The 25,680-nt window shown below is 39.9% G+C and carries 23 protein-coding genes and 1 tRNA gene; 14 read left to right on the forward strand and 10 right to left on the reverse strand.

Features of this window, described 5'->3' with window-relative positions; genetic code table 11:
* Positions 1 to 86 precede the first annotated feature (86 nt).
* Complete coding sequence (locus MST18_RS11515; RefSeq protein WP_180133825.1) at positions 87 to 1,064, reverse strand: GGDEF domain-containing protein; 978 nt, start codon at positions 1,062 to 1,064, stop codon at positions 87 to 89.
* A gap of 207 nt (positions 1,065 to 1,271) precedes the next feature.
* Entirely contained in the window at positions 1,272 to 2,462 is a 1,191-nt protein-coding gene (gene prpF, locus MST18_RS11520; RefSeq protein WP_180133826.1) for a 2-methylaconitate cis-trans isomerase PrpF, read from the reverse strand.
* A 330-nt stretch (positions 2,463 to 2,792) separates the two neighbouring features.
* Between prpF and MST18_RS11525 the strand changes: the two genes are divergently transcribed.
* From MST18_RS11525 to MST18_RS11550, 6 genes are all read left to right on the forward strand, one after another.
* On the forward strand, positions 2,793 to 4,181 hold the full coding sequence (locus MST18_RS11525; RefSeq protein WP_111885597.1) for an amino acid permease: 1,389 nt from the start codon (positions 2,793 to 2,795) through the stop codon (positions 4,179 to 4,181).
* Positions 4,182 to 4,254: 73 nt separating this feature from the next.
* Positions 4,255 to 4,327 (forward strand) — tRNA-Arg (locus tag MST18_RS11530).
* 556 nt (positions 4,328 to 4,883) lie between these two features.
* Positions 4,884 to 6,143 carry an OmpP1/FadL family transporter gene (locus MST18_RS11535; RefSeq protein WP_180133827.1) on the forward strand — a complete coding sequence of 420 codons (1,260 nt, stop codon included), beginning with the start codon at positions 4,884 to 4,886 and terminating at the stop codon, positions 6,141 to 6,143.
* A 304-nt stretch (positions 6,144 to 6,447) separates the two neighbouring features.
* Positions 6,448 to 7,620 (forward strand): OmpP1/FadL family transporter, encoded by a 1,173-nt coding sequence (locus tag MST18_RS11540; protein WP_180092270.1) that lies wholly within the window; start codon positions 6,448 to 6,450, stop codon positions 7,618 to 7,620.
* Between the two features lie 373 nt (positions 7,621 to 7,993).
* A protein-coding gene (locus MST18_RS11545; protein WP_257250043.1) for an IS4-like element ISAba1 family transposase occupies positions 7,994 to 9,084 on the forward strand; the annotation gives its coding sequence in 2 pieces (ribosomal slippage) (positions 7,994 to 8,534 and positions 8,534 to 9,084; 1,092 coding nt in all).
* An 86-nt stretch (positions 9,085 to 9,170) separates the two neighbouring features.
* A complete protein-coding gene (locus MST18_RS11550) occupies positions 9,171 to 10,562 on the forward strand; it encodes an OmpP1/FadL family transporter (RefSeq protein ID WP_078189977.1) in 1,392 nt (463 codons plus the stop codon).
* Between the two features lie 73 nt (positions 10,563 to 10,635).
* Here MST18_RS11550 and thrH read toward each other — a convergent pair whose 3' ends face one another.
* Complete coding sequence (thrH, locus tag MST18_RS11555; protein WP_180133998.1) at positions 10,636 to 11,253, reverse strand: bifunctional phosphoserine phosphatase/homoserine phosphotransferase ThrH; 618 nt, start codon at positions 11,251 to 11,253, stop codon at positions 10,636 to 10,638.
* A 199-nt stretch (positions 11,254 to 11,452) separates the two neighbouring features.
* On the opposite strand from thrH, the gene MST18_RS11560 reads away from it, so the two are divergent.
* Positions 11,453 to 12,187 (forward strand): phosphoadenylyl-sulfate reductase, encoded by a 735-nt coding sequence (locus tag MST18_RS11560; protein WP_168379034.1) that lies wholly within the window; start codon positions 11,453 to 11,455, stop codon positions 12,185 to 12,187.
* 166 nt (positions 12,188 to 12,353) lie between these two features.
* Positions 12,354 to 13,733: a wax ester/triacylglycerol synthase family O-acyltransferase gene (locus MST18_RS11565; protein ID WP_180035511.1), complete on the forward strand. Its 1,380-nt coding sequence runs from the start codon at positions 12,354 to 12,356 to the stop codon at positions 13,731 to 13,733.
* 314 nt (positions 13,734 to 14,047) lie between these two features.
* Here the strand turns inward: MST18_RS11565 and MST18_RS11570 are convergent, their stop codons facing one another.
* From MST18_RS11570 to MST18_RS11595, 6 genes are all read right to left on the reverse strand, one after another.
* Positions 14,048 to 14,221 carry a PA1571 family protein gene (locus MST18_RS11570; protein ID WP_168379036.1) on the reverse strand — a complete coding sequence of 58 codons (174 nt, stop codon included), beginning with the start codon at positions 14,219 to 14,221 and terminating at the stop codon, positions 14,048 to 14,050.
* A 142-nt stretch (positions 14,222 to 14,363) separates the two neighbouring features.
* Positions 14,364 to 15,818, reverse strand: coding sequence for a ribonuclease G (gene rng / locus MST18_RS11575; protein WP_180035510.1), 1,455 nt, complete (start codon positions 15,816 to 15,818; stop codon positions 14,364 to 14,366).
* A 42-nt stretch (positions 15,819 to 15,860) separates the two neighbouring features.
* On the reverse strand, positions 15,861 to 16,427 hold the full coding sequence (locus MST18_RS11580) for a Maf-like protein (protein WP_180110669.1): 567 nt from the start codon (positions 16,425 to 16,427) through the stop codon (positions 15,861 to 15,863).
* Positions 16,415 to 16,906 carry a rod shape-determining protein MreD gene (gene mreD, locus MST18_RS11585; RefSeq protein WP_180133997.1) on the reverse strand — a complete coding sequence of 164 codons (492 nt, stop codon included), beginning with the start codon at positions 16,904 to 16,906 and terminating at the stop codon, positions 16,415 to 16,417. The genes MST18_RS11580 and mreD overlap by 13 nt, the downstream gene beginning before the upstream one ends.
* A complete protein-coding gene (mreC, locus tag MST18_RS11590) occupies positions 16,893 to 17,750 on the reverse strand; it encodes a rod shape-determining protein MreC (RefSeq protein ID WP_180133996.1) in 858 nt (285 codons plus the stop codon). The genes mreD and mreC overlap by 14 nt, the downstream gene beginning before the upstream one ends.
* Positions 17,751 to 17,766: 16 nt before the next feature.
* Complete coding sequence (locus tag MST18_RS11595; protein WP_078193300.1) at positions 17,767 to 18,813, reverse strand: rod shape-determining protein; 1,047 nt, start codon at positions 18,811 to 18,813, stop codon at positions 17,767 to 17,769.
* 133 nt (positions 18,814 to 18,946) lie between these two features.
* Between MST18_RS11595 and gatC the strand changes: the two genes are divergently transcribed.
* From gatC to MST18_RS11625, 6 genes are all read left to right on the forward strand, one after another.
* Positions 18,947 to 19,261 (forward strand): Asp-tRNA(Asn)/Glu-tRNA(Gln) amidotransferase subunit GatC, encoded by a 315-nt coding sequence (gatC, locus tag MST18_RS11600; RefSeq protein ID WP_078189985.1) that lies wholly within the window; start codon positions 18,947 to 18,949, stop codon positions 19,259 to 19,261.
* A 51-nt stretch (positions 19,262 to 19,312) separates the two neighbouring features.
* Positions 19,313 to 20,791 (forward strand): Asp-tRNA(Asn)/Glu-tRNA(Gln) amidotransferase subunit GatA, encoded by a 1,479-nt coding sequence (gene gatA / locus MST18_RS11605; RefSeq protein WP_180133995.1) that lies wholly within the window; start codon positions 19,313 to 19,315, stop codon positions 20,789 to 20,791.
* Positions 20,791 to 22,266, forward strand: coding sequence for an Asp-tRNA(Asn)/Glu-tRNA(Gln) amidotransferase subunit GatB (gene gatB, locus MST18_RS11610; RefSeq protein WP_180133994.1), 1,476 nt, complete (start codon positions 20,791 to 20,793; stop codon positions 22,264 to 22,266). The genes gatA and gatB overlap by 1 nt, the downstream gene beginning before the upstream one ends.
* A 72-nt stretch (positions 22,267 to 22,338) precedes the next feature.
* Positions 22,339 to 23,382, forward strand: coding sequence for a hypothetical protein (locus MST18_RS11615; protein ID WP_180133993.1), 1,044 nt, complete (start codon positions 22,339 to 22,341; stop codon positions 23,380 to 23,382).
* Positions 23,383 to 23,472: 90 nt separating this feature from the next.
* Entirely contained in the window at positions 23,473 to 24,078 is a 606-nt protein-coding gene (locus MST18_RS11620; protein WP_180133992.1) for a hypothetical protein, read from the forward strand.
* Between the two features lie 362 nt (positions 24,079 to 24,440).
* Positions 24,441 to 25,019, forward strand: a complete 579-nt coding sequence (locus MST18_RS11625; RefSeq protein WP_180133991.1) for a DJ-1/PfpI family protein — start codon at positions 24,441 to 24,443, stop codon at positions 25,017 to 25,019.
* A 108-nt stretch (positions 25,020 to 25,127) separates the two neighbouring features.
* On the opposite strand, the gene MST18_RS11630 is transcribed toward MST18_RS11625, so the two are convergent.
* Positions 25,128 to 25,574, reverse strand: coding sequence for a hypothetical protein (locus tag MST18_RS11630; protein ID WP_257227561.1), 447 nt, complete (start codon positions 25,572 to 25,574; stop codon positions 25,128 to 25,130).
* Between the last annotated feature and the right edge of the window lie 106 nt (positions 25,575 to 25,680).

Consider the following 25,680-nt stretch of genomic DNA (forward strand, 5'->3'; position numbering starts at 1 on the left):
CAAATTGATTGCCAATGTTTTCTGTCAATTTTGACCTGTTGCATCATACTGCTTTCTCAGATCTTTCTCTATGTTACGGCCTAAATCTATGTGTTTTTCCCACAATTTGATGGTTTTTTAAATGTCGTTTCCTCAAATAGCGCCACATTTTGTCCATCATTAAAACAGGTACAATTTTTCGAGCCTTTCTTGGCTTGATATAAAGCCTGATCGGCACGTGCCAATGTTTCAAAAAATGACTCTGTTCCATCCCACAAGGCCACTCCGCATGAGATACTCAGTTGTAGAGCTTTATCTGCATAATTCATCGAAGAAGCATAGATTTGCTCACAACATTGTTGTGCAATCGAACATGCAGTCGATATAGCTGTGCGTGGCAAAATCATTGCAAACTCTTCCCCACCCATGCGATATATTTGTGCATCTGCGAGTTGACTAATTTGCATCCTTAAAAGCTGCGCACTTTTTCTTAAAACTTCATCGCCAAATGCATGACCGTAGATATCATTGATTTGCTTAAAATTGTCTAAGTCGAGCATCATCAAACAAATTTCATTGGCTTGTTCAACCGCGAAGCTTTTTTGCCACTGAGAAAGGTCTAAATCAAATCCACGTCGATTTTTTATCCCTGTCAGATAATCAAAATAAACTTGTTGTTCGAGTTGTTGGTTATGTTTCAACAGCGATAATTCGAATTGCTTTAAATTCGTTATGTCCGCACAGCACAACAGCACATGTTCCAAATCGCCACTTTGTTGAAACTTTGGTTTGAGCGTAAACCAATAATGCCGTTCATTTTCACTATACATAAAGGGTTCAATGCTATCGTTCTCTAAACAGCGTAAATCAAACTTAGAACTTGTGGCTTTGGTTTTTTGCTGCATCACAGACACGTGATTTAATACGATCTCTTGTAAGTCTGACTGAAATCGATGTTTAAATATTTGATTGGCGCATATCAGCTCAGCTGTCGCAGAAAATAACGCAGCAGGCATTGGCAACGCTTCTAATACAGCCAATTGTTCAGTAGGTAGGTCCGATTTTATTAAGTCTTTTTTAAGCATGGTTTCGCTACTTTTTTTCAGGGTAAAGCTACGCAAAATGCTAACAAAATTAATCTGACATAAATCACAGAAACTTTCTAATATTAAATGCAGTTCATATTATATAAAAATATATACCAATTCATGATTTGCTTATTCATATAAAAGATAAAGGCAAAAAAAAGCCTCTGCAAAGCAGAGGCTGATTTCAAATGAGATGTTAAATGCTTAATCTAAACTATCCGCAGGAATACGCACCCAACCTTCCATTAAGACACGCGCACTTCGGCTCATCACGGCTTTTTTAACGACCCACTGACCATTTTCATAAATCGCTTGCGCACCTACACGTAGCGTCCCAGATGGATGTCCGAAACGCACCGCTTCTCGCTCCCCACCACCCGCGGCTAAGTTCACAAGTGTCCCCGGTATCGCAGCTGCTGTACCAATGGCAACTGCCGCTGTGCCCATCATGGCATGATGCAGTTTCCCCATCGACAACGCACGAACCAATAAGTCCGTATCGTGTTCTGAAATTAGTTTAGAACTCGAAGATGTATAGGCTTTCGGTTTTGAAACAAATGCAATCTTTGGTGTATGTTGACGTTGCTCTGCTTCAGCAATATCTGAAATCAAACCCATTTTCTGCGCACCATAAGCACGGATTTTTTCAAAACGGGCCAATGCCTTGGCATCACCATTGATCGCATCTTGTAGTTCAGTGCCGACATAACCAATATCTTCTGCATTTAAGAAGATCGTTGGAATACCTGCATTAATAAATGTTGCAGGGAAACTGCCTTCATCAGGTACGGTTAAGGTATCGACCAAATTCCCTGTAGGAAACATAGCGCCGCCATCTTCACCATCATCTGCGGGGTCTAAAAATTCAATTTGAACTTCGGCTGCTGGGAAGGTCACACCATCTAGTTCAAAATCACCAGTTTCTTGTACTGCACCATCAGTAATAGGTACATGCGCAATAATGGTTTTTTGAATATTGGCTTGCCAAATACGAACCGTACACAAACCATTTTCAGGAATACGTGATGCCTCAACCAGACCATTTGAAATGGCAAATGCACCAACCGCTGCCGTTAAGTTTCCGCAGTTACCGCTCCAGTCTACAAATGCTTTATCAATCGACACTTGTCCAAATAGGTAGTCGACATCATGCTCAGGCTGTGAACTTTTTGCCAAAATAACGGTTTTACTGGTACTTGATGTTGCTCCACCCATCCCATCAATTTGTTTGCCATAAGGATCTGGACTGCCAATCACACGTAATAAAAGTTGGTCGCGAACTTTTCCAGCTTGTTGTGCTGCAAGCGGCAAATCATCTAGCTTGAAAAATACACCTTTACTAGTACCACCACGCATATAAGTCGCTGCAATTTTAATTTGGGGAGCAAAACTCATTTTTATTGAATCCTTAATCTTTATCATTGTGTTTTGGCAGAGCGTTCTTTTCTGCGCTTTTGCATCATACAATGTTTAATTGAAGTTTTAACAATCACATGACTTAAGTATAAAAAAACAACATTCGTTACCTTTTCCATATAAAGCCAAGTATAAGAATTTCAATTAAAATAAAATTAATCTATTGATTCATAAATTTTTAATTCAGCATTTAAAACGAAAAATAGGTTATTAAACATATAAATATTTTTCATAAATTTTGAGCTACTAGGCTATTCATTCTCTATACATTACAATTACCAAAATTAAACCATTCTCGGGAAGAGTAACTTGACTACCAATTCCTCCGAACTCAAGCGTGGCTTAAAGAATCGTCATATTCAATTGATTGCCATGGGTGGTGCAATTGGTACAGGCTTATTCTTGGGCTCAGCGCATGTGATTCAATCTGCTGGACCATCCATTATTCTCGGCTACGCCATTGGCGGTCTGATCGCCTTTCTAATTATGCGTCAGTTGGGTGAAATGATCGTCCATGAACCTGTAGCGGGTTCATTTAGCCATTTTGCATATAAATATTGGGGGAAATTTCCAGGTTTCTTAACAGGTTGGAACTACTGGATTCTCTATATTTTAGTGGCAATGACAGAACTCACCGCTGTTGCGAAATACATCAACTACTGGTGGCCTCATATTCCAGCGTGGGCATCTGTACTGTTCTTCTTCGTGATCATTACTTTAGTAAACTTAGGTAATGTGAAGTTTTATGGTGAATCTGAGTTTTGGCTGTCGATTATTAAAGTCACTGCGGTTATTTCGATGATCGTATTTGGTTTGTATTTACTACTGACTGCAGATGCCAATTCAACAGCATCATTTACCAACTTATGGAGTCAGGGCGGCTTCTTCCCAAATGGTTTTGAAGGTTTATTCTTCATGCTGGCTTTCTTGATGTTCGCCTTCGGCGGTATTGAACTGATTGGTATGGCGGCAGCAGAAGCTGAAAATCCAAAAGAAACTATTCCTAAAGCGATTAACCAAGTTGTATTTCGTATTTTGATTTTCTACGTGGGTTCTTTAACTATTCTATTGTCACTTGTGCCATGGAATCAGCTTGAACTAGGTGGTCTAGACAAAAGCCCATTTGTGATGATCTTTAGCCAACTAGGAATTGATTGGGCTGCACATTTACTGAACTTCATTATCCTAACTGCAGCACTGTCTGTTTATAACAGCGGTATGTATGCCAATAGCCGTATGCTTTACAGCTTGGCGAAACAAGGTAATGCCCCAAAAGTTTTCGCAAAAACCAACAAAAGTGGCGTGCCAATTCCAGCAGTATTACTTTCTGCAGTACTGATTTTCGGCTGCGTACTCTTAAACTACTTCGTACCCGAAGATGCACTTGGTCACTTAATGTATGTGGTTGTTGGTGCGCTTGTCCTGAACTGGGCGATGATTACCATGACTCACTTACAGTTCCGTCGTGCAAAACGTATCTTGAATTTTAAAACCTCATATCCTGCACTTTGGGCACCAGTCAGCAACTACATCGTTCTGATCTTTATTGCTTTAGTTCTATTTATTATGTGGACTCAGGGCTTTATGGAATCTGTTCTGATGATCCCTGTTTGGATTACAGTCATGTTATTAATGTTTAACTATCTTAATCCTAAAGATTTGAGCGACATTGACCCCAATGAAGTTCATAAAGACTAAGTAATTTAAAAAGTTATTGTTTCGGCAATAACTTTTTTTTTAGCTAAAATAGGAGTACATTAGCCTCCGTCATGCGCTCTTAGCTTAACTGGATAGAGCAGTTGCCTCCTAAGCGACCGACGTGGGTTCGAGTCCCGCAGAGCGCACAATTTTTTGGACACCTCACCTCTCTGATTTTTTTCAACTCACATTTATCAATAAAACTAAATTCAGAATTCTTAAATCCAATTTTTACATTTCAAATTCAAAATTCATCTCTGATTTCTTTAACTTAATCTTTGTTTTTACTGATTTTACTCTTGAGAGTTTGTTTTTAAGAAGAATTGAATAGCACTTTTAAATTCCCTAACCATCTATTTGTCAATGCAAAAAACGACACATGGCGTGGTCTATAAGGCCAAAAAATCAATTTATGACTGCCCATATCAAAATATTTTCAATTATTTTTAGATTTAGAAAATAATGCAGAAACTAAAAATATTAAATAATAATCAAAATGTTATATGTATTAATTAGTACATTTACTCTAAATAGTTCGTTTTTCAATCATATTTTTTAATCTAGAGCATTTACTCTTATTTTAATTGTGCTATTTTTGTCACATGGAGTAACAATTAAGCCCAAGAGTATTAAAAAGTTTTCCATAACGAATATATGCAGTAACCATAAAAATCAAATTCGTATCTCAAGGAATGACGAAGAATGAAATTAAAAACTTTAGCTACAGCCATGATTCTTGCTTCAGTTCCAATGACAGGTGCTTTTGCAGCAGCTCTAGATCGTTCAGGGCAATCTATTTCTGCATTTTTACAACCAGGGAACTATTTTGAAGCAGGTATTTCGGTTTTAGATCCGAATGTTTCAGGGAAGATGAACAGCACTGCACCTGCTAGCAACCCAACATTAGGAGCTCTTGCTAATACATCACTAGATGACATGGCGGGTGATTACTATTTTCCACAAGCAGGATTAAAATTACAGGTAACTGATAATTTTTCTTTTGGTTTACTATATGATCAACCTTTTGGTGCAGAAGCTAAATATAGTGCAACAGATCAAACACTACCAGTTGCAGGTAACCCTGGTGCATTCCAATTAATGGGCGAAACAACAGAAGTCGAAGTTAACACTCAAAATATCTCGATGATATTAGGTTTTCAACCAATTGAAAATTTTAACATATACGGCGGTGGTGTTTATCAAACAGTAAAAGGTGATGTTCAACTACGTGGTATTGCATATGGAGCAAACCAAGCTCTCGGTTTATATAATGCAAATATGAAAGAAGATAGTGCCGTTGGTTGGTTAGCAGGATTAGCGTACCAAATCCCAGAAATTGCTTTAAAAGCATCTATTACTTACCGTTCTGAGATTGATCACGAAGCTGCAACCACTGAAACTGGAAGCAGTGCTCTACTAGGCGGTGCTTTTTCAACGCGTGCTGACACTAAGATCACCACACCGCAGTCTGTTAACCTTGATTTTCAAACTGGTATCATGGCCGACACTGTCGCATTTGCAAATGTACGTTGGGTAGATTGGTCAAATTTTGCAATTCGCCCAACCGCTTTTGGTAAAGCATCTGAAACATTAGGTGCCCTTGGTCGTGGTCCTATTGGTGGATTTGACCTTGTTGCTTATTCTGACGATCAAATCAATGCTACAGTTGGTATAGGTCGTAAATTGAGTGAACAATGGGCTGGTAACGTTTCTGTAGGTTGGGATTCTGGTGCAGGCAACCCTGTATCAACACTTGGTCCTACTGAAGGCTACTGGAACGTTGGCTTAGGTTTACAATTCAGCCCAGCGCCTAACTACTTTATCGCAGGTGGTGTTAAATACTTCATGTTAGGTGATGCTGAAGCACAACCTGCATCAATGTTTGGTACAAATGAATCAGTAGCATCATTTGAAGATAACGATGCATGGGCTTACGGTCTAAAAATCGGTTACCGCTTCTAATTCTCGGTATTAGTAGATTGGAAATATATCCAATCTACTATTGTAAAAATAATTTAATTCAAATGTTCATAGATTGAGCATTTGAATTTTTTAAGTTCAAAGATAAACATTAAGTTAAATACTCTATTTTTTTATTTATAAATCATAAACATAAATAACACCTTCTAGAATAATTACTCTAGCATTGCTTATTTTTTAACTTATACAGTTCATTTTTAGAGTAGCAACTCTTATTTACTGTTTTTCTATTTATGTTACTTTCCACACATTGAAATAACATCAAAAGTTACAAACAGGGAAAAGTATGCGCTTAAATCACCTTAGCTACGCAATTTTACTTACCGCTTTACCAACAGCATCATTATTTGCAGCGGGTCTAGATCGTTCAGGTCAGTCTATTTCAGCATTCTTACAACCTGGTAACTACGCAGAAGCTGGCATTTCTATTTTAGACCCAAAAGTAGAAGGTCAAGATTTACTGAAAAATAAAGTTGATGACATGGGTGAAGACTACTACTTCCCTTCAGCAGCAATTAAAGTACAAGCGACTGATAAAATTTCTTTAGGTTTGATCTATGATCAACCGTATGGTGCAGATGCAGCATACGACAGCAATTCATTTTTCTTCGGTTCAAACGGCACGGGTACAAGTGTTGAAGTTGATACACAAAACCTAACAGCGTTAATTGGTTACCAACCAACAGAGAACTGGAACTTCTATGCAGGTCCAGTATGGCAAACTGTTGAAGCAGATATCAAACTCCGTGGTTTAGCTTACCAAGGCCTTTCTGGTTATAACATCAAGATTGCTGAAGAAGAAGCATATGGTTGGTTAGCAGGTTTCGCCTACTCTATTCCAGAAATTGCTTTAAAAGCTTCTGTAACGTATCGTTCAGAAATCAAGCACAAAGCAACTGGTGAAGAAACTTATACGCTTTCATCTCCTATGACTGTTGCTCCTGGTGTTACTCTACCTACAGGTACTACGATCGGTTTAGCTGACGCTCGTGTTGATGCAATTACACCGCAATCTGTAAACGTAGATTTACAAACTGGTATTGCTGCAAACACTTTAGCTTTTGCTAACCTTCGTTGGGTTCATTGGGATCAATTTGCAGTAACACCACAAGCATTATTCCAACGTTCAGGCGGCAACAATTTAATTGATTATTCTGACGATCAGTACTCAATCACTACAGGTATTTCTCGTAAGTTCAATGATAAATGGGCGGGTACTGCAGCTGTGGGTTATGACTCTGGTGCAGGTAACCCTGTAACAACACTTGGCCCAACTGAAGGCTACTGGAGTGTTGGTTTAGGCGGTCAATACAGCCCTGCTGAGAACTATTTCATTCAAGCTGGTGTGAAATACTTCTGGTTAGGAGATGCGAAAGCGCAAACTGGCGGTACAGTTGTTGGCGAATTCAAAGACAATACTGCGCTTGGTTATGGCATGAAAATTGGCTATCGCTTCTAAGAATTAAAAATACCAAAAGCTCCTATATGGGGCTTTTTTTATTTTTGCATGTGACCCATTTCACACAATACATTTAGAATTTTATATAAGTTGCTTATTTTTCAAACAATTGATTTTATATCAATAATTTAATGGATATTTATTTTATATATTTAATAACAATAGTTTATCTAAAAATTATTAAAGTATTTATTCTAATTATTTAAAATCAACAGCTTTTTTTTACCCTAAGTTCAAATTTAGAGTCTTTACTCTTTTTTTTATTATGCTATTTTTTGGTGCAAGATATGATTAAAAAAATTCTCTGTACACGACAAAAATAGATAACTCATTGAAATAATGTCACAATAATTGTTTTCTAACGACGAATACTATGACACATCTCAATGAGTTATATCTTATCTTAAACAAATCTCTAAAATGGAACAAGTCACATTTAAAGTGCTTTGCGCTCATCATGCTTGTGATCATTTTAAAGCAAACATGTAATCTTTCTTCTGCATCTAAAGCCTTGCCCATCAAGTGCTTACCACAATCATTTTATCGACGTATGCAGCGCTTCTTTGCAGGTCAGTATTTTGATTATCGTCAAATTTCTCAGTTGATTTTCAATATGTTTTCATTCGACCAAGTGCAACTGACTTTAGATAGAACCAATTGGAAATGGGGAAAACGAAATATTAATATCCTGATGCTCGCAATCGTTTATCGTGGAATAGCGATACCTATCCTTTGGACATTGCTTAATAAACGTGGAAATTCAGATACGAAAGAGCGTATTGCTTTGATTCAACGCTTTATAGCCATTTTTGGTAAAGACCGTATTGTGAATGTGTTCGCAGACAGAGAGTTTATCGGTGAGCAGTGGTTTACATGGTTAATTGAACAAGACATCAACTTCTGCATTCGTGTTAAAAAAACTTCATTGTCACCAATCATTTAGGAAAGAATCATAAAATTAGTGATTTATTTCGCCATCTTAAAGTTGGTCAAATTGAATGTCGTAAACGACGGATTTTGGTTGGTCGTGTGAAACTATATATAAGTGCACTACAGTTAGAAAATGGAGAGCTTTTACTCGTCGTTTCTCCTCAGTTTAATTCCAATGCTATTCAGGATTATGCATTACGCTGGGAAATTGAAACCTTATTCAGTTGTCTCAAAGGACGCGGGTTTAATCTTGAAAATACGCGCTTGACAGACCCTAGACGAGTGAAAAAATTGATTGCGGTGTTAGCTATAAGCTTCTGTTGGTGTTACTTAACGGGTGAATGGCAACATAATCAAAAAAAAGCGATAAAAATAAAGAAGCATGGACGACTCTCAATGAGTTTATTTCGCTATGGTTTAGACTATGTTCAAATGGCGATTCAGCATTTAATTGGTTTTGGGAAAAAAGAAGAGTTTAAGGAAATTTTGGCAATTTTAAGAAAGCAGAATCCTGATAGGATAAGGGTTCTGTGAAATTTGTCGTGTACAGAGAAAAAAATTACATATCTTTAAATTTTATTAACGCATTGACGCGTTTTTTATACTAGGAAAGTAGAAAAATGAACTTAAAAGCATTAACAAGTGCCATTTTATTTGCCAGCGTACCAATGACAGGGGCTTTTGCAGCAGCAATGGATCGCTCTGGGCAGTCAATTTCTGCATTTTTACAACCGGGTAATTATTTTGAAGCAGGGATTTCAGTTTTAGATCCAAACGTCTCAGGTGTAGATATTAAAGGCCAAGCTACAGGTGATATGGCTGAGGACTATTATTTCCCAGCTGCTGCATTAAAAATTCAACTGAATGAGCATTTCTCATTTGGTTTAATTTATGATCAGCCTTTTGGTGCAGAGGCTAAATATAATTCAAATAGCGTCTTTTCAGCAAAATCTACTGATTCTGTCCTAGGTGCACTAGACCACAAAACAGTCGCTCAATTTAACAGTAAGGCCACTGAAGTTACTGGTCAAACTGAAGTGGATGTAAAAACACAAAACCTTTCTCTTTTATTTGGTTTTCAACCTAATGAGAATTGGAATTTTTACGCAGGACCGGTATACCAAACTGTTGAAGGTAAAGTAAGTCTGCGTGGTGAAGCTTACAGCATGATGTCTGGATATGATGCAAATATCAAAGAAGAAGGTGATCTTGGATGGCTAGCGGGTTTTGCATATCAAATTCCTGAAATTGCCTTAAAGGCATCCCTAACATATCGATCTGAAATCGAACATGAAGTAAATGCAACTGAGTCATTCCAATCAATTGATAACTTCACTGGCTTAAGTGCACCAATCTTAAACATTATGCTTGGTCCATTGGGTGCCAAATTACCGAAAGAGCAACGTGATGCTGTAATTGCAGTAAGAAATGCATTAGTTGCATCTAATTCACTTCCAGAAGGTAAAACAAAAGTTACCACGCCACAATCGGTAAATTTAGATTTGCAATCTGGCATCATGGAAAACACTGTTGCCTTCGCAAATGTACGTTGGGTAGATTGGTCTAAATTTGCAATTAAACCTCATGAATTTGGTATTAAAGCAGATATTTTAGGTTCTTTAGTTGCTGGTTCTAACGGTATCGTTGGCTACACAGATGGTTTTAACTTAGTCGACTATTCTAAGGATCAATGGTCTGTAAATGCAGGCGTTGGCCGTAAATTTAATGATCAATGGGCTGGTACAGTCATGGTCGGTTGGGACTCTGGTGCAGGTAACCCAGTGTCAACTTTAGGCCCAACCGAAGGTTACTGGAGCGCTGGCTTAGGTGGACAATTTAGTCCAACACCTCAATCGTTTATTCAAGCTGGTGTTAAATACTTCTGGTTGGGTGATGCGACTGCACAATCTGGTTCACACTCTGTCCCTGGTAATGAAACAGCTGCAAATGTTGCTAACTTTAAAGACAACGATGCAATCGGTTACAGCTTAAAAATCGGTTACCGTTTCTAAGTTGCTTTAAAAACTTTGGATTAAACAAGAAAGGGCGCTATAAGCGCCCTTTTCTATAATTTGCTATTCAGAATTAAGCTGGAATATCACGCACTGAAGCATTACGAATGGCTTCTTTTAGTGCTGCATAGCCACGAATTGGTGGGAACTGTGGAAACTCCGCAATCACATTGTCAGGCGCATCAAATAAGAAACCCGCATCTGCTTCACCGAGCATCGTCGTATCGTTATAAGAATCACCTGCTGCAATCACTCGGAAGTTCAATCCATGTAATGCTTGAACGGCTTTACGTTTTTGATCAGGTTGACGAAGCTTATAAGCGCTAATCATGCCATTTTCATCAGTTTCTAACTTGTGACAGAAAATCGTTGGCCAACCAAGTTGTTGCATTAATGGATGTGCAAACTCATAGAAGGTATCTGAAAGAATAATCAATTGAAAATGAGTACGTACCCACTCCACAAACTCTTTTGCACCTTCAAATGGCCCCATATCTGCGATTACGTCTTGAATATCGTTTAAACCCAAACCGTGTTGTTTTAGGATATTTAAACGCTGAGTCATCAACACATCGTAATCTGGAATGTCACGAGTCGTTGCTTCAAGTTCTTTAATGCCTGTTTTTTTCGCAAAATTAATCCAAATTTCAGGTACTAAAACCCCTTCTAGATCTAAACAAACGACTTCCATGCACTCTACCCTCTGTTAAGTGAAAAAAATTTTCAATATCATAGCGGAAGAATAAAAAAATGCATTGTTCTTTTTTAAATCTATTTTTTTCATAAGTATCTATTTTTTAGTGATAAGTGTGTTTTAGCATTTCCATTAAAATAGTTCTGAAATAAATTAATATAGGTTTTAACGTTCCAAGCCTATAGCCAGGACATTCATGACTACCATCCCTACTATTGACCTTGTCGATGCACTTGCATCCGAATATGCAGATAAATCACCTTCTGAGATTATGAAACTTGCGCTAAGCCAGCAAGGTGAAGTTGCGATTTCCTTTTCTGGTGCAGAAGATGTTGTACTGATAGATCTTGCATCGAACTTAGGGATTCCATTTCGTGTATTTAGTTTAGATACCGGTCGCTTACACCCTGAAACTTACCAATTTTTAGATACTGTCCGTAAACATTATAAAATTGATATCGAAATCTGTTTCCCAGAAAGTGATGCCGTACAAAAACTGGTGACAGAAAAGGGCTTTTTTAGCTTTTATCAAGATGAACATAAAGAATGCTGTGGTATCCGCAAAGTACAACCTTTGCGTAAAAAACTAGCCACTTTAGATGGGTGGATCACTGGTCAACGTAAGGACCAAAGCCCTGGTACACGTAATGAAATTCCAGTGGTACAAGCTGACCCAGGTTTTTCAGGTCCGGGCAAGCAATTAATTAAATACAATCCTTTGGCAAACTGGTCTAGCGCTGATGTATGGAACTATATCCGTCTAATGGAAATTCCATATAATCCACTACACGAACGTGGCTTTATCTCGATTGGCTGTGAACCATGCACTCGACCTGTTTTACCGAATCAACACGAACGTGAAGGTCGCTGGTGGTGGGAAGATGCAACCCATAAAGAATGCGGCTTACACGCAGGCAACATGAAAAAATAAAGAGCACAAAACCACTGCACAGCAGTGGTTTTTTCAACGCATCGATACACATAATTCCGTATCATTTCAACGTAAAAACGCTATACTGCAAATGACAATTTAATAATTCTAACAATGCTACTCATACATGAGCAGCTGTAGAAATTGCAGTGAGGCAATCAACGCTATGCGTCCATTACATCCTATTGATTTCATATTCTTAAATTTAGAGAAACGGCAACAACCGATGCACGTAGGTGGCCTATTTTTATTTCAGATCCCTGACAATGCACCTGATACTTTTATTCAAGATTTAGTCGCAGATATTCGTAATTCAAAATCCATTCCTATTCCTCCTTTTAACAATAAACTCAATGGCTTCTTTTGGGATGAAGACGAAGAGTTTGATTTAGATCATCACTTCCGCCATATCGCACTGCCGCATCCCGGTCGTATTCGTGAACTTTTGACTTATATTTCTCAAGAACACAGTGCGCTGATTGACCGTGCAAAACCGCTTTGGACTTGCCATATTATTGAAGGCATTGAAGGCAATCGTTTTGCCATGTACTTCAAGATCCACCACGCGATGGTTGATGGCATTGCAGGTATGCGTTTAGTTGAAAAATCACTTTCGCATGACCCAGATGCTAAAAGTATTGTACCGCCATGGTGTGTGGAAGGCCCTCGTGCAAAACGCCTCAAACAGCCTAAAGTCAGTCGTATGAAAAGTTTGTTATCGACCATTAAGGGACAACTTGACTCAACTCCACGAGTTTTGTATGAACTATCACAAACTGTAATGAAAGATATGGGGCGTAACCCAGATTATGTATCTAGCTTCCAAGCGCCGAGTTCAATATTAAACCAACGGGTCAGTTCTTCACGTCGTTTCGCTGCTCAGTCTTTTGAATTTTCACGTTTGTCACATATTGCCAAGTCACTTGGTGTAACAATTAACGATATAGTGCTCGCAATTTGTTCAGGCGCATTACGTGAATATTTAATTACACAAAATGCTTTACCTAAAAAGCCATTGATTGCCATGGTGCCTGCATCAGTTCGTACCGATGATTCAGATATGTCTAACCGTATTACCATGATTTTGGCAAACCTAGGAACCCATAAAGAAGATCCGCTAGAACGGTTGAAGATTGTGCGTCGTAGTGTACTCAATGCCAAAGAACGCTTTAAGCGGATGAACTCGAATCAAATTTTAAACTACAGTGCTTTCGTTTACAGCGCAGCAGGTTTAAATATTGCATCAGGCTTTATGCCAAAACGTCAGGCCTTTAACTTGGTGATTTCAAATGTTCCCGGCCCACAAGAGCCGTTATATTGGAATGGTGCACGTTTAGAAGCGCTCTACCCTGCGTCCATTGTTTTGGATGGTCAAGCGCTTAATATCACCATGACTAGCTATTTAGATAAGCTTGAAGTGGGTCTAACCGCATGTCGTAATGCGCTTCCAAAAATGCAAAATTTACTAACACATTTGGAAGAAGAAATTCAACGATTTGAAGCTATTGTGAACCAAGATTCCCCAAAGTTACAGGCGGTTAGCTAACCGCCTGCATCATATTTTTGTATCAGTTTTACAGCAAATTGAACCATCCAAAAAGATAAAAACCCGTCTACATTGCAAAGTCTAGACGGGTTTTTAGTATTTGAACTGTGATTGATTTTTTGGAGCAATTTATGTGTATAAGCTAAAATTTAGGTGAACAAATCCGTTGTTATTGTTTAATTACGACTTGTAAATACGCACTGATAATTAAGTTTATTTTCCATTCTTTATAAAATTTTAGCGCATTAATAAATTTAGAATCGCGCGTTAGCACTTTAACCCTCTGGATTACATTATTATTTATATTTCAATATTTAAGCTTTAATTGCTCGGCACTGTTTAAGTAACTGATGACAAGCAGAGCGAATCATAGACGCTGTAATTTGAACTTCATTACCACGCTCATCCACGATATAACCTGAATGGATCGCTTTTGCTTCAACAACAGTTTTAAGACCACTTTTCATTACTGTTTTACTAACACCCATATTACACCTCTTTTTGCTAAGCCATTTTCAAGTTCATTACGGGAAAATGGCTTTGGCTATTTGATGTGTCTAGTATTCAAAATAACAGTTCAAAAGTAAAATCTCAGTTGTAACAAGTGTTTAACGATATTCTGTTACAATTTCAACTCAGAATGATATCGTATTGCTCTTGCGTATATAAATTTTCCACTTGGAACTTGATCACACGACTTATAAAGTGCTCTAAATCAGCTACCGCAGGTGCTTCAGCAGTTAACAATCGGTCAATCACCGACGGATGTGCCACCACAGTGAAACCACTTTGTGATTCATAAGCACGTGCATATCTCAAGATTTCACGGAAAATTTCATAGCAAACTGTTTCAGCCGTTTTCACATAACCACGCCCCTGACAGGTCGGGCAAGAATCACAAAGCAGATGCTCCAGAGATTCACGGGTGCGTTTACGCGTCATTTCCACCAAGCCCAGCTCAGACACTTGAGTGATCTTGGTTTTGGCATGATCGCGCTCGAGCATTTTCTCAAACTGGCTCATCACTTCTTCTCGATGATGTGCTTCTTGCATATCAATGAAGTCAATAATGATAATACCGCCCAAGTTACGTAGACGGAGCTGACGCGCGATGACCTGTGTGGCTTCCATATTGGTTTTAAACACAGTGTCTTCAAGTGAACGGCCACCGACATAGGAGCCTGTGTTGACATCAATCGTGGTCATGGCTTCAGTTTGATCGATCATCAGGTAGCCGCCAGACTTAAGTGCTACACGTGTCTGTAAGGCTTTTTGAATATCTTCTTCGACATTGTACAAGTCAAAAATTGGACGCTCACCCGGATAATGCAGTAAGCGATTTTGCATGCTCGGTACAAATTCTTGGACAAACTCTTGCAATTTGCCATGCACTTCGCGTGAATCGACCTGAATTTTAGACGTCTCTTCATTAGCCAAATCACGGATGACGCGTTGCGGTAAAGGCAGCTCTTCAAAAATCAGAGAAGGTACGACAATACTGCGTTGTTTACGTTGAATATATTCCCACAGTTTGGCTAAATAAGCCATGTCCTGCGCAATTTCACATTCAGGAATACCTTCAGCAGCAGTACGAACGATGACTGAACCCGGTAAATTGTGTTCCTTTTGAATGTGTTCAATCATGCTACGCAAGCGGTCACGCTCTTCTTCAGACTCAATGCGCTGTGAAACACCGGTATGACTGCCATATGGCATTAAAACGAGGTAACGGGAAGGAATTGAAAGATCAGTCGATAGTCGTGCACCTTTGGTACCCAACATATCTTTCATCACTTGTACGGTGAGTACTTGCCCCGGTTGTAACAGCTCAAAAACGTTCGGGGTCGGTTGATTGCGCTGCCAGACCATATCATTGATATGTAAAAAAGCCGTTCTCGACAATCCAATATCAATAAAAGCAGCCTGCATACCCGGAAGCACACGAACAACTTTCCCTTTATAAATATTGCCCACTAACCCACGCTTCACGGTGCGTTCAACAAATAATTCATTGACCGTACCGTTTTGAATCAACGCCACACGACATTCCATCGGTGTGACGTTAATCAACAACTCGTCAGACATATCAAAACTCAAAACATTATAAAAATTCTTGTGTTGCAGCAGTTAATTTAATGCCTTAACTGTCTGTAATAACTGTACGGTTTCATGCAAAGGCAGCCCAACGACATTGCTGTAGCTCCCTTCAATACAAGGAATATAGCGCGCAGCAATTCCTTGAATGGCGTAGGCTCCCGCCTTGCCGATTGGTTCACCTGTTGCCCAATAGCTTTCCATGTCAGCTAGACTCAGCGTTTGAAATTCAACCTGTGTACGCACTACTATACTGTATATTTGATCTTTTGTACTGACACAAACACCTGAAAATACATCATGTTTTCGTCCAGAGATCATTTCCCACATAGAAAAAGCATGTGCTTTCGACGCTGGTTTTCCTAAAATGTGCTCATCTACGCCTAAACTGGTATCGGCGGCAATAACGATAGCATTAGGGAATTGTTGTTGTACTGCGCAAGCTTTAGCACGTGCTAAACGCTCTACATAATCCGCTACAGATTCTCCTTCCAACACGGACTCATCAATATCTGGACTGAAAATTTCAAATTCCAGACCCAATTGTTGCAAAAGTTCGCGTCGTCGAGGAGAACTCGAAGCTAAAATTATATGCGCCATTTTCTCAGGAAGTAATACATGATTGGCCAAATGAGTAAGCTAGTTACAATTGGCTGCCAATGGCGAGCAAATGAAAACTGTGCCCCACCCATCACTTGAACAATCCACACAAACAGTAAATGCGCGAAAATTGCCATTGCAGCAATAATCCATAAATTACCAAATGTGAGGATACGACGTTCACGGGTCAAAAAGCGTGTCACAAATGCAATGACCACAAAACTCAGTGCGTTCATGCCAAATGGCGCATCAGTCAATAAGTCGGTAAAGAGACCTGTGGCAAATGCAAACCAAACACCGCACCATGTCGGCTGACAAAGTACCCAAAATAGCATGATCATCATCATGAATAATGGGCGCCAACCTGATAGGTCATAAGAAAGCGGATACACCATCAGCACGGATGCCAAAATGATGGAAAAGATAATCGGAAATAATGGGTCGCGCTCTGTATGACGACTAAGCTTAGCGAATGACATGCGGTTGCTCCATCGCTAAAGAATCGGAAAATAGCACAACCACATGATGACCACCTGCCAATTGGGCAGCAGGATTGATATCAATTTGGGCAAATTCACCGCTATTGTGACGACTGACTTTCGACACTGTACCCACCAAATAACCCGCTGGGAAATGTGCCCCTAGACCTGAGCTATAGACTTTTTCACCGACTTTGATATTCGCACTGGTTGGCACGTATTCCATCTTAAGTCGACCTAAGTCACCTGTACCCGTAACGATTGCACGCATACCGGTATGCTCCATACGCACGGATAAAGAGTGCTCTTTGTCTGAGAGCAACATGACACGGCTACTATGCGGGTAAACATTGATAATTTGCCCCATAATGCCCTTGTCATCGAGTACAGTTTGTCCCACTTTAAGCTGACTGCTGGCTCCGCGGTTAATCACAATAATATGACGTAAGGGATCAGCATCGGTACCAATGACTTCGGCAATCTCCATACGACCATCAATGATGAGTGGTGTATCGAGTAGTCCACGCAGTCGAGTATTTTCAGCAGAAAGTTCAGAAAGTTTCTGTAAACGGACTTGAGCCTGAATTAACTCTGCTTGCATCGCGGTATTTTCACGACGTAATTGAGCTTCAGACTTGGTTTGTTGATTCAGCCATTCTCGCGATAACACTGGATAGCTTGCAAGTGCATAAATTGGATTATATGCCGCATACAAGACGTCTCTGGCCGGTTGAATTACATGCGGCATGCGCCAATCAAAGAAAAGCACCACCAAGCATGTAATCACCGCAATGATAAATGAGCGAAAAGATGGCGGTTGTCTTGAAAACAGTTGCGTTTGCACCCGCCGAGTCCTTTTCTTAGCCTACAAATAACATGTCATGATTAGGGTTATCGAAGAATTCGAGAACCTTACCGCCACCACGTGTAACACATGATAGTGGATCTTCTGCAACCACGACAGGAAGACCCGTTTCTTTTGCAAGAAGCTTATCAAGATTGCGAAGTAATGCACCGCCACCAGTCAACACAATACCGCGTTCTGCGATGTCTGAAGACAACTCAGGTGGCGTTTGCTCTAGTGCAGATTTAACCGCAGACACAATGTTTTGTAGTGGATCAGAAATCGCTTGAGTAACTTCGTCAGAAGTTACGGTAATCGCACGAGGTACACCTTCAGCCAAGTTACGACCACGGACTTCGATTTCCAAAGGTTTTGCACCTTCTTCTGGAAGCGCCATACCAACTTCTTTTTTGATGTTTTCTGCAGTGGTTTCACCAATCACACAACCATGTGCTTTACGCACGTAATTAATGATTTGTTCATCAAATACATCACCACCGATACGTAGTGAGTCTGCATAGACACAACCTTGAAGTGAAATGATCGCGATTTCAGTTGTACCACCACCAACATCGACAACCATCGAACCACAGGCTTGCTCAACAGGCATACCTGCACCAATTGCAGCAGCCATTGGCTCTTCAATTAAGCGAACTTCACGTGCACCTGCATTGTATACAGCTTCACGGATTGCACGGCGTTCCACCAACGTCGATTTACATGGCACACACACCACGACACGCGGTGCAGGTGGGAACAAACGTTTTTCGTGCACTTTGCCAATGAATTGATTCAACATCGTTTCAGTGACTTCAAAGTCAGCAATCACACCATCTTTCATTGGGCGAATCGCAGAAATATTTGCAGGTGTACGACCTAGCATTTGCTTCGCGTCAAGACCTACTGCGGCAACGATTTTTTGTGAACCACTGTGGCGAATTGCCACCACCGTCGGTTCATTTAATATAATGCCTCGTCCTGGCGCATAGATAAGTGTATTTGCAGTGCCTAAATCAATGGCAAGATCCGGCGAAAACAAGCCAATTAGTCGTTTTAGAATCACGGGGACGTTCTCAGTTAAACTTTTATATGGACGCAAGGTGGCAACTTTAACTAAATGTGATGATTTGAACAAGTCAATCGCTTATTATAAGCCACGATATTTTGAATTTTTTTAATACTGATTAGGTAATGTTATGTCTACATCGGATGCACAGCATTCTGCAGATCTAAATGCACAAACAGTTTCAGCGATTGCCCATCTGGCTCGATTGTCGCTAGATGAAGCGCAATCTGCTGACTATGCTCAAAGTTTAAATAAAATTTTAGGCATGATGGAAACCCTGAAAGGCATCGATACTGACGGTGTTGAACCACTAAAAAGTCCATTCGACAATCCACAGCCCTTACGTGAAGACGTGGTATCTGAGACCAATCATCGCGAAGCATATCAAGCAGTTGCTCCTGCAGTACAGGATGGCTTGTACCTTGTTCCGCGTGTGATTGAATAATTTTTATTCAGATCAACATTTTTTCAAATTAAACGTAAAGAAATATTTCTCATGACAGATTTACATCGCTTATCAATTCGTGAATTGTCTGAAGGTTTGGCTGGCGCTAAATTTTCTTCACGCGAATTGACTGAACACTATTTAAAACGCATTGAAAAAATCGATGCTCAAGTCAAGTCATACGTGACCGTGACAGCTGAACAAGCACTTGCGCAAGCAGATGCGGCTGATGCTGCAATTAAAGCAGGCAATGCAACTGCGTTGACTGGTATACCAATTGCACACAAAGACATTTTTTGTACCCAAGGCATTAAAACCACGGCTGGTTCTAAAATGCTGGACAATTTTATCTCTCCTTACGACGCAACCGTTGTAGCGAAAGGTAAAGCTGCGGGCCTTGTCACTTTAGGTAAAGTGAACATGGATGAATTCGCCATGGGTTCGACTTCTGAAAATTCATTTTATGGCGCAACGGCTAACCCTTGGAACTTAAACCATGTTCCAGGTGGTTCTTCAGGCGGTTCTGCTGCGGCGGTAGCGGCTGATCTTGCGCCTTTCGCAACAGGTACAGATACAGGCGGTTCAATCCGTCAACCAGCGTCTTTCTGTGGTTTGACTGGTCTTAAACCTACGTATGGTCGTGTTTCACGTTTCGGTATGATTGCGTATGCATCATCTTTAGACCAAGGCGGCCCAATGGCGCGTTCGGCTGAAGACTGTGCTTACCTCATGAACGTGATGGCAGGTCATGATGCGAAAGATTCAACTTCGGTTGAAAAAGACGTCGATAACTACGTGGCGAACCTGAACGGTACATCGGTAAAAGGCTTACGCATCGGTATTCCTAAACAGTACTTTAACGTTGCTGGTTTAGATACAGACGTAAAAGCACGCGTTGAAGAGTCACTGAAAAAGTTAGAAGAAATGGGCGCAATCTTGGTTGAGATTGATTTGACCATGACTGATGCCTATGTTCCAACGTATTACCTGATTGCTCCTGCTGAAGCATCTTCAAACTTACAGCGTTTTGATGGTGTACGTTATGGTTACCGCTGTGAAAATCCTGTGGATTTGATGGACTTGTACAAACGTTCACGTTCTGAAGGTTTTGGTAAAGAAGTGCAGCAACGTATCTTGATTGGTACTTACGCGCTGTCTGCGGGTTACTACGATGCTTATTATGTGAAAGCACAAAAAGTACGTCGTTTAATTCAACAAGACTTCTTAAAAGCATTTGAGTCTGTAGACGTGATTGCTGCCCCTGCTGCACCAACGACCGCATATAAGATTGGTGCAAACCTGTCTCCTGTAGAAATGTACTTGGGTGACATCTACACCATCGCAGTGAACTTGGCAGGTCTGCCTGCGATTAACGCGCCTGTTGGTTTTGACAAAGACAACTTACCTGTTGGCTTACAGTTGATTGGTAACTACTGGTCAGAATCTCAATTGTTGTCTGTGGTGCATCAGTACCAACAAGCAACCGATTGGCATACACAACGCGCTGCAATTGCTGAGGAGAATGCATAATGGCTAAGAACGCTGCTAAACCAAAATCTAACCTAATTGATGGTTGGGAAGTGGTGATTGGTATCGAGATTCACACTCAGCTTGCAACCAATACCAAAATTTTCTCAGGTTCATCTACTACTTTTGGTCAAGACCCAAATACACAAGCGAGCCTAGTTGATTTGGCAATGCCGGGCGTATTGCCTGTACTCAACAAAGAAGTGGTCGATCTTGCGATTCGCTTTGGTTTGGGTATCGATGCTTATATCGACCAAGCGTCTGTATTTGCACGTAAGAACTATTTCTACCCTGACTCTCCAAAAGGCTACCAAATCAGCCAAATGGACAACCCGATTGTGGGCTTGGGTCATATCGACATTCAACTTGAAGATGGTACAGTTAAGCGCATTGGCGTAACCCGTGCTCACCTTGAGGAAGATGCAGGTAAATCGATCCATGACCAATTTGAAGGTCAATCTGGTATCGATTTAAACCGTGCAGGCACACCTTTACTTGAGATTGTCTCTGAACCTGATATGCGTTCGGTTGAAGAAGCAGTTGCCTACATTAAAGCGATTCACACTTTAGTGCGTTGGTTAGGCATTTCTGACGGTAACATGGCAGAAGGTTCGTTCCGTGCGGACTGTAACGTGTCACTACGTCGTCCGGGTCAACCATTTGGTACGCGCTGCGAGTTGAAAAACTTGAACTCTTTCCGTTTCATTGAACAAGCGATCAATGTTGAAATTGAACGTCAAATGGAAATCTTGGAATGGGATGGCACCATCGACCAAGAAACACGTTTGTTCGACCCTGTGAAGATGGAAACGCGTTCTATGCGTTCTAAAGAAGAAGCGAACGATTACCGCTACTTCCCAGACCCTGACTTGTTACCTGTAATTATTGCAGATGCGCAAATTGAAGCGGCACGTGCTGCCCTTCCTGAGCTTCCTGCTGCACTCCGTGCGCGCTTTGTGGCTGACTTTGGTGTGACTGAGTATGATGCTCACGTACTGACACTGACTCGTGAAATGTCAGAGTTTTATGAAGACGTGGTAAAAGCTGCGGGCGGTGCTGCGCAAGGTAAGATTGCTGCAAACTGGGTAATGGGTGAATTCTCAGGTGCCTTGAACAAAGCAGGCCTAGACCTTACTGACTCTCCTGTATCTGCTGAGAAACTGGGTGGCATGATCGCACGTATTGTGGACAATACCATCAGCGGTAAGATCGCGAAACAAGTGTTCGGCTTTATGTGGGAAGAAGGCAAAACTGCGGACGAGATTATTGCGGAAAAAGGCTTGAAACAGGAAACTGATACAGGCGCGATTGAAGCGATTATTAAGGAAGTTCTTGCTGCCAACGAGAAGATGGTTGAAGAGTATAAATCTGGTAAAGAGAAAGCTTTCAACGGTCTGGTTGGTCAAGTGATGAAAGCGTCACGTGGTAAAGCCAACCCTGCTCAAGTGAATGAATTGATGAAGAAATTGATTGGTTGATCTATTCGCTAATTATTTGATTTCATGTTATAAAAACCTCGCTTAATGCGGGGTTTTTTTATGGGAGAAAGTATGGAAATTAAAATTTACTTTAATAAAACTAGTGCACCCCCGCTATTAGAAAACTTTTCAGGTTATCTCATTTTACTCTCTCCCTCTAATTGGGATGATTTTGGATACAAAACAACGTTTAATATCCATATTTGTGACTATTCTAAGAACCCTTGTATAAAGAAAAGTTTTGGTATAATTAAAATTGGTCAACTTGCGCAATCACCAACAAATAGTATTTTTGAAACAGAATATTTTAAATACTATTTTGATTTACCTATCCCACAACGCTTTCTAAACACACTACCAAATAATTTATTTTCTTTGCTAGAATACGAACACTTTTATTTCGATCTAGAAAATTATTTCTCGGAGGACTTAACTTTACTTAGTTCCTTTTACGAAAAAATTAGAGATATTGTTAAAAATAACTTACAGCATCAGATTCTAACTGAAAACTTTTTTATTAAATCCTTTAAAAGGACGATGTGTTTTACTACTCAACAAGAGTTTCAATGGTTATATGAAAAAACCAAATCTATAGATATTTTTGAAAAAAATATATTGAAAGCTAAGCAAATTCTTAACCATAATTATCCTGCTGATTTAGAAGAAGATATTAATATAATGCTACATGGTTTTCTTATTGCTACATTAGAGAATTATCTTGAAACAACGTTCATTACAACTGTACTTTCATCAGATAGCTTTATCCTCAAGCAAGCTTTAAACGATGGCTCAACCAAAGATTTAACATTCAAAATTCAAGAATTAAATAATTGGAAAGATACTCTTAGAAAAAAAGTAGAAGACTCTCTTAAAACAAAATCATTCCATAATGTTCAAACTGTTATTCCTATGTTTAAGACAACATTAAACTGTGATATTCCCAAAACTACTTGGCTAGTGCCAGCCGTTGAGAAAAGACATGATTGTGCTCATAGAGCTGGGTATACTAAAGAACAGAAGAAAATACGAATCTCAAAAGAAGATATCGATACCCTTATTACAAATATCAGCGAATTCGTTAGCAAAATACAACTTCAAATTCTAAAAATAGATTAAATGTTCTCTCTCCTTTTAAGAAAGAATTATTAATTTATTTTCATAACTTTATTTATAGAATCAATCCAAACACTTCATATCTAAAACAACATGACTATCAAAAAAGTATCCTCCCTCACCAAACTCGAAGACTTAGGACGTGTTCAACTTTCAAAGTCCTTCTTTATGCGCGACTTCATGTGTAGCGAAATCACCAACTGGTACGGTGTCCCCAACTTTCCAGACCATCCCGAAATTGCGATTCGTACAGGCACACGACTCTGCGAAGAACTACTTGAACCTCTCCAAGACAAATTTGGACGCATCACCATTCGATCCGCTTATCGTTCGCCACAAGTGAATCAACTTGGCAACGAAAAAGGACATAACTGTGCTAGCAATGAAAAAAACTTTGCCAGCCATATTTGGGACTATCCCGATGCTAAAGGCTACGGTGCAACGGCATGTATCGTCATTCCATCATTTTTAAAACTTTATGAAAAAGACCAAAGCAATTGGCAACAACTCGCCTATTGGATTCATAACCATCTGAACTATAGCCATTTGCAATTTTTCCCAAAACTCTGTGCTTTTAACATTGGCTGGCATGAACAACCCGCACGGGAAATTTATAGTTATATCCAACCGAAAGGCTATTTGCTGCGAGGTGAAGCGGTGAATGAGGGATTTGAGAAATTTTATCCTGATCTGATTTAATTTTTTAAGTTTCCCTCTACCCCCGCCTTCTCCTAGTGGGAGAAGGTGCTTCCATTGCTAATTTAATACCGTTATGGATTGTTACTTACCTCTCCATTTAGTAGATGAACAGCACTGCTGCACAAGGGAGAGGTAAATATTTAACTTTTTAAAGCTATGTGAAAAACACCAAAGTCATTAATAATTGATAGCATCTAGCCTACTAAACTCATCATAATTTGAACTATAACCATCTATAACTTTTATAAATCCAGATAAAAATATACAACTAAAGAATTTACAGCCTGCTTAAAACTGTCATTCCAATATGCTAAGGTAAATGAAAAATTGATATAAATCATATTTCAACAGAGGGTTACATCATGTCAAAACAAATTCTTATGCTTGTAGGTGACTATGCTGAAGACTACGAAACCATGGTACCTTTTCAGTTTTTAGTTGGTCTTGGTTATACCGTTCATGCCGTTTGCCCTGACAAAAAAGCCGGTGACAACATTGCCACAGCGATTCATGATTTTGAAGGTGAACAAACCTATAGCGAAAAACGCGGTCATAACTTTGCCATTAACTATGACTTTGATGCAGTTAACTCAGATAACTATGTCGGCTTAGTGATTCCGGGTGGTCGTGCACCTGAATATTTACGTATGAATGCACGTGTGATTGAAATCGTACGCGAATTTGACGAAGCGAAAAAACCGATTGCAGCGGTTTGTCATGGTGCGCAAATTTTGGCAGCAGCCAATGTACTGAAAGGCCGTACATGTTCCGCTTATCCTGCATGTGCCGCCGAAGTTAAACTGGCTGGCGGTCAGTATGCAGATATTGCAGTCACGGATGCAGTGACCGACGGTCATTTAGTTACTGCTCCTGCTTGGCCTGCTCACCCTGCGTGGATGGCGCAATTTGTTAAAGCATTAGGCGCGACGATTACCATTTAATGCTTGAGTCACCAAACTAAAACGCATTGGATCATCATCCATTTAGGGTGAATCCATAAAAAATGCTCCTTGTATAAAAGGAGCATTTTTTATTTACTCAAAATAAAATTAACGAACCACACCTAACTTATTCCAAATTTCTGGGGTTAAAAATTTGGTCACCAATTTATTCAAATCGACATAACGCAGTACGCTTTGTAATTGTTGTTTAATTTCAGGCGTCTTTAATATTTCATCCCCCGTGATACTACCAAGCTCTTGAAAACTTTCGCCTACAGCCTGTAGACCGTCGGCTTTAATTACAGCCTGCGTTTGCGTAGAACATTGCTCCACCAAAATTCGCTGCATCACTTGAGCCAGATTTTTATCGAGTTGCGTTTTTTGCGCATCACTGACATTACTGTATTGTTTTAAATCTGGATGCGCTGCCAAGGCAGAAAAGGTCCATTGCAGCACTGCTGTTTTATCCGCAGCAGTGGTCGATTTCACTAAACATTGACTGAGCTGATCGACCGTCGGACTCGCTAAACTCACTTGCGTCGTCCCAAGCATCATGAGCGTCAATAAAGCCAAACCTGCTGGTCGTGAAAAACGTAGATGTAATTTTTTAGATAAACCGTAAGCCATAGACCAAACTCCCAAAACTTGAGTCACCTTTGTA

Source organism: Acinetobacter sp. YH12068_T, assembly GCF_024606005.1.
Classification (GTDB): domain Bacteria; phylum Pseudomonadota; class Gammaproteobacteria; order Pseudomonadales; family Moraxellaceae; genus Acinetobacter; species Acinetobacter amyesii.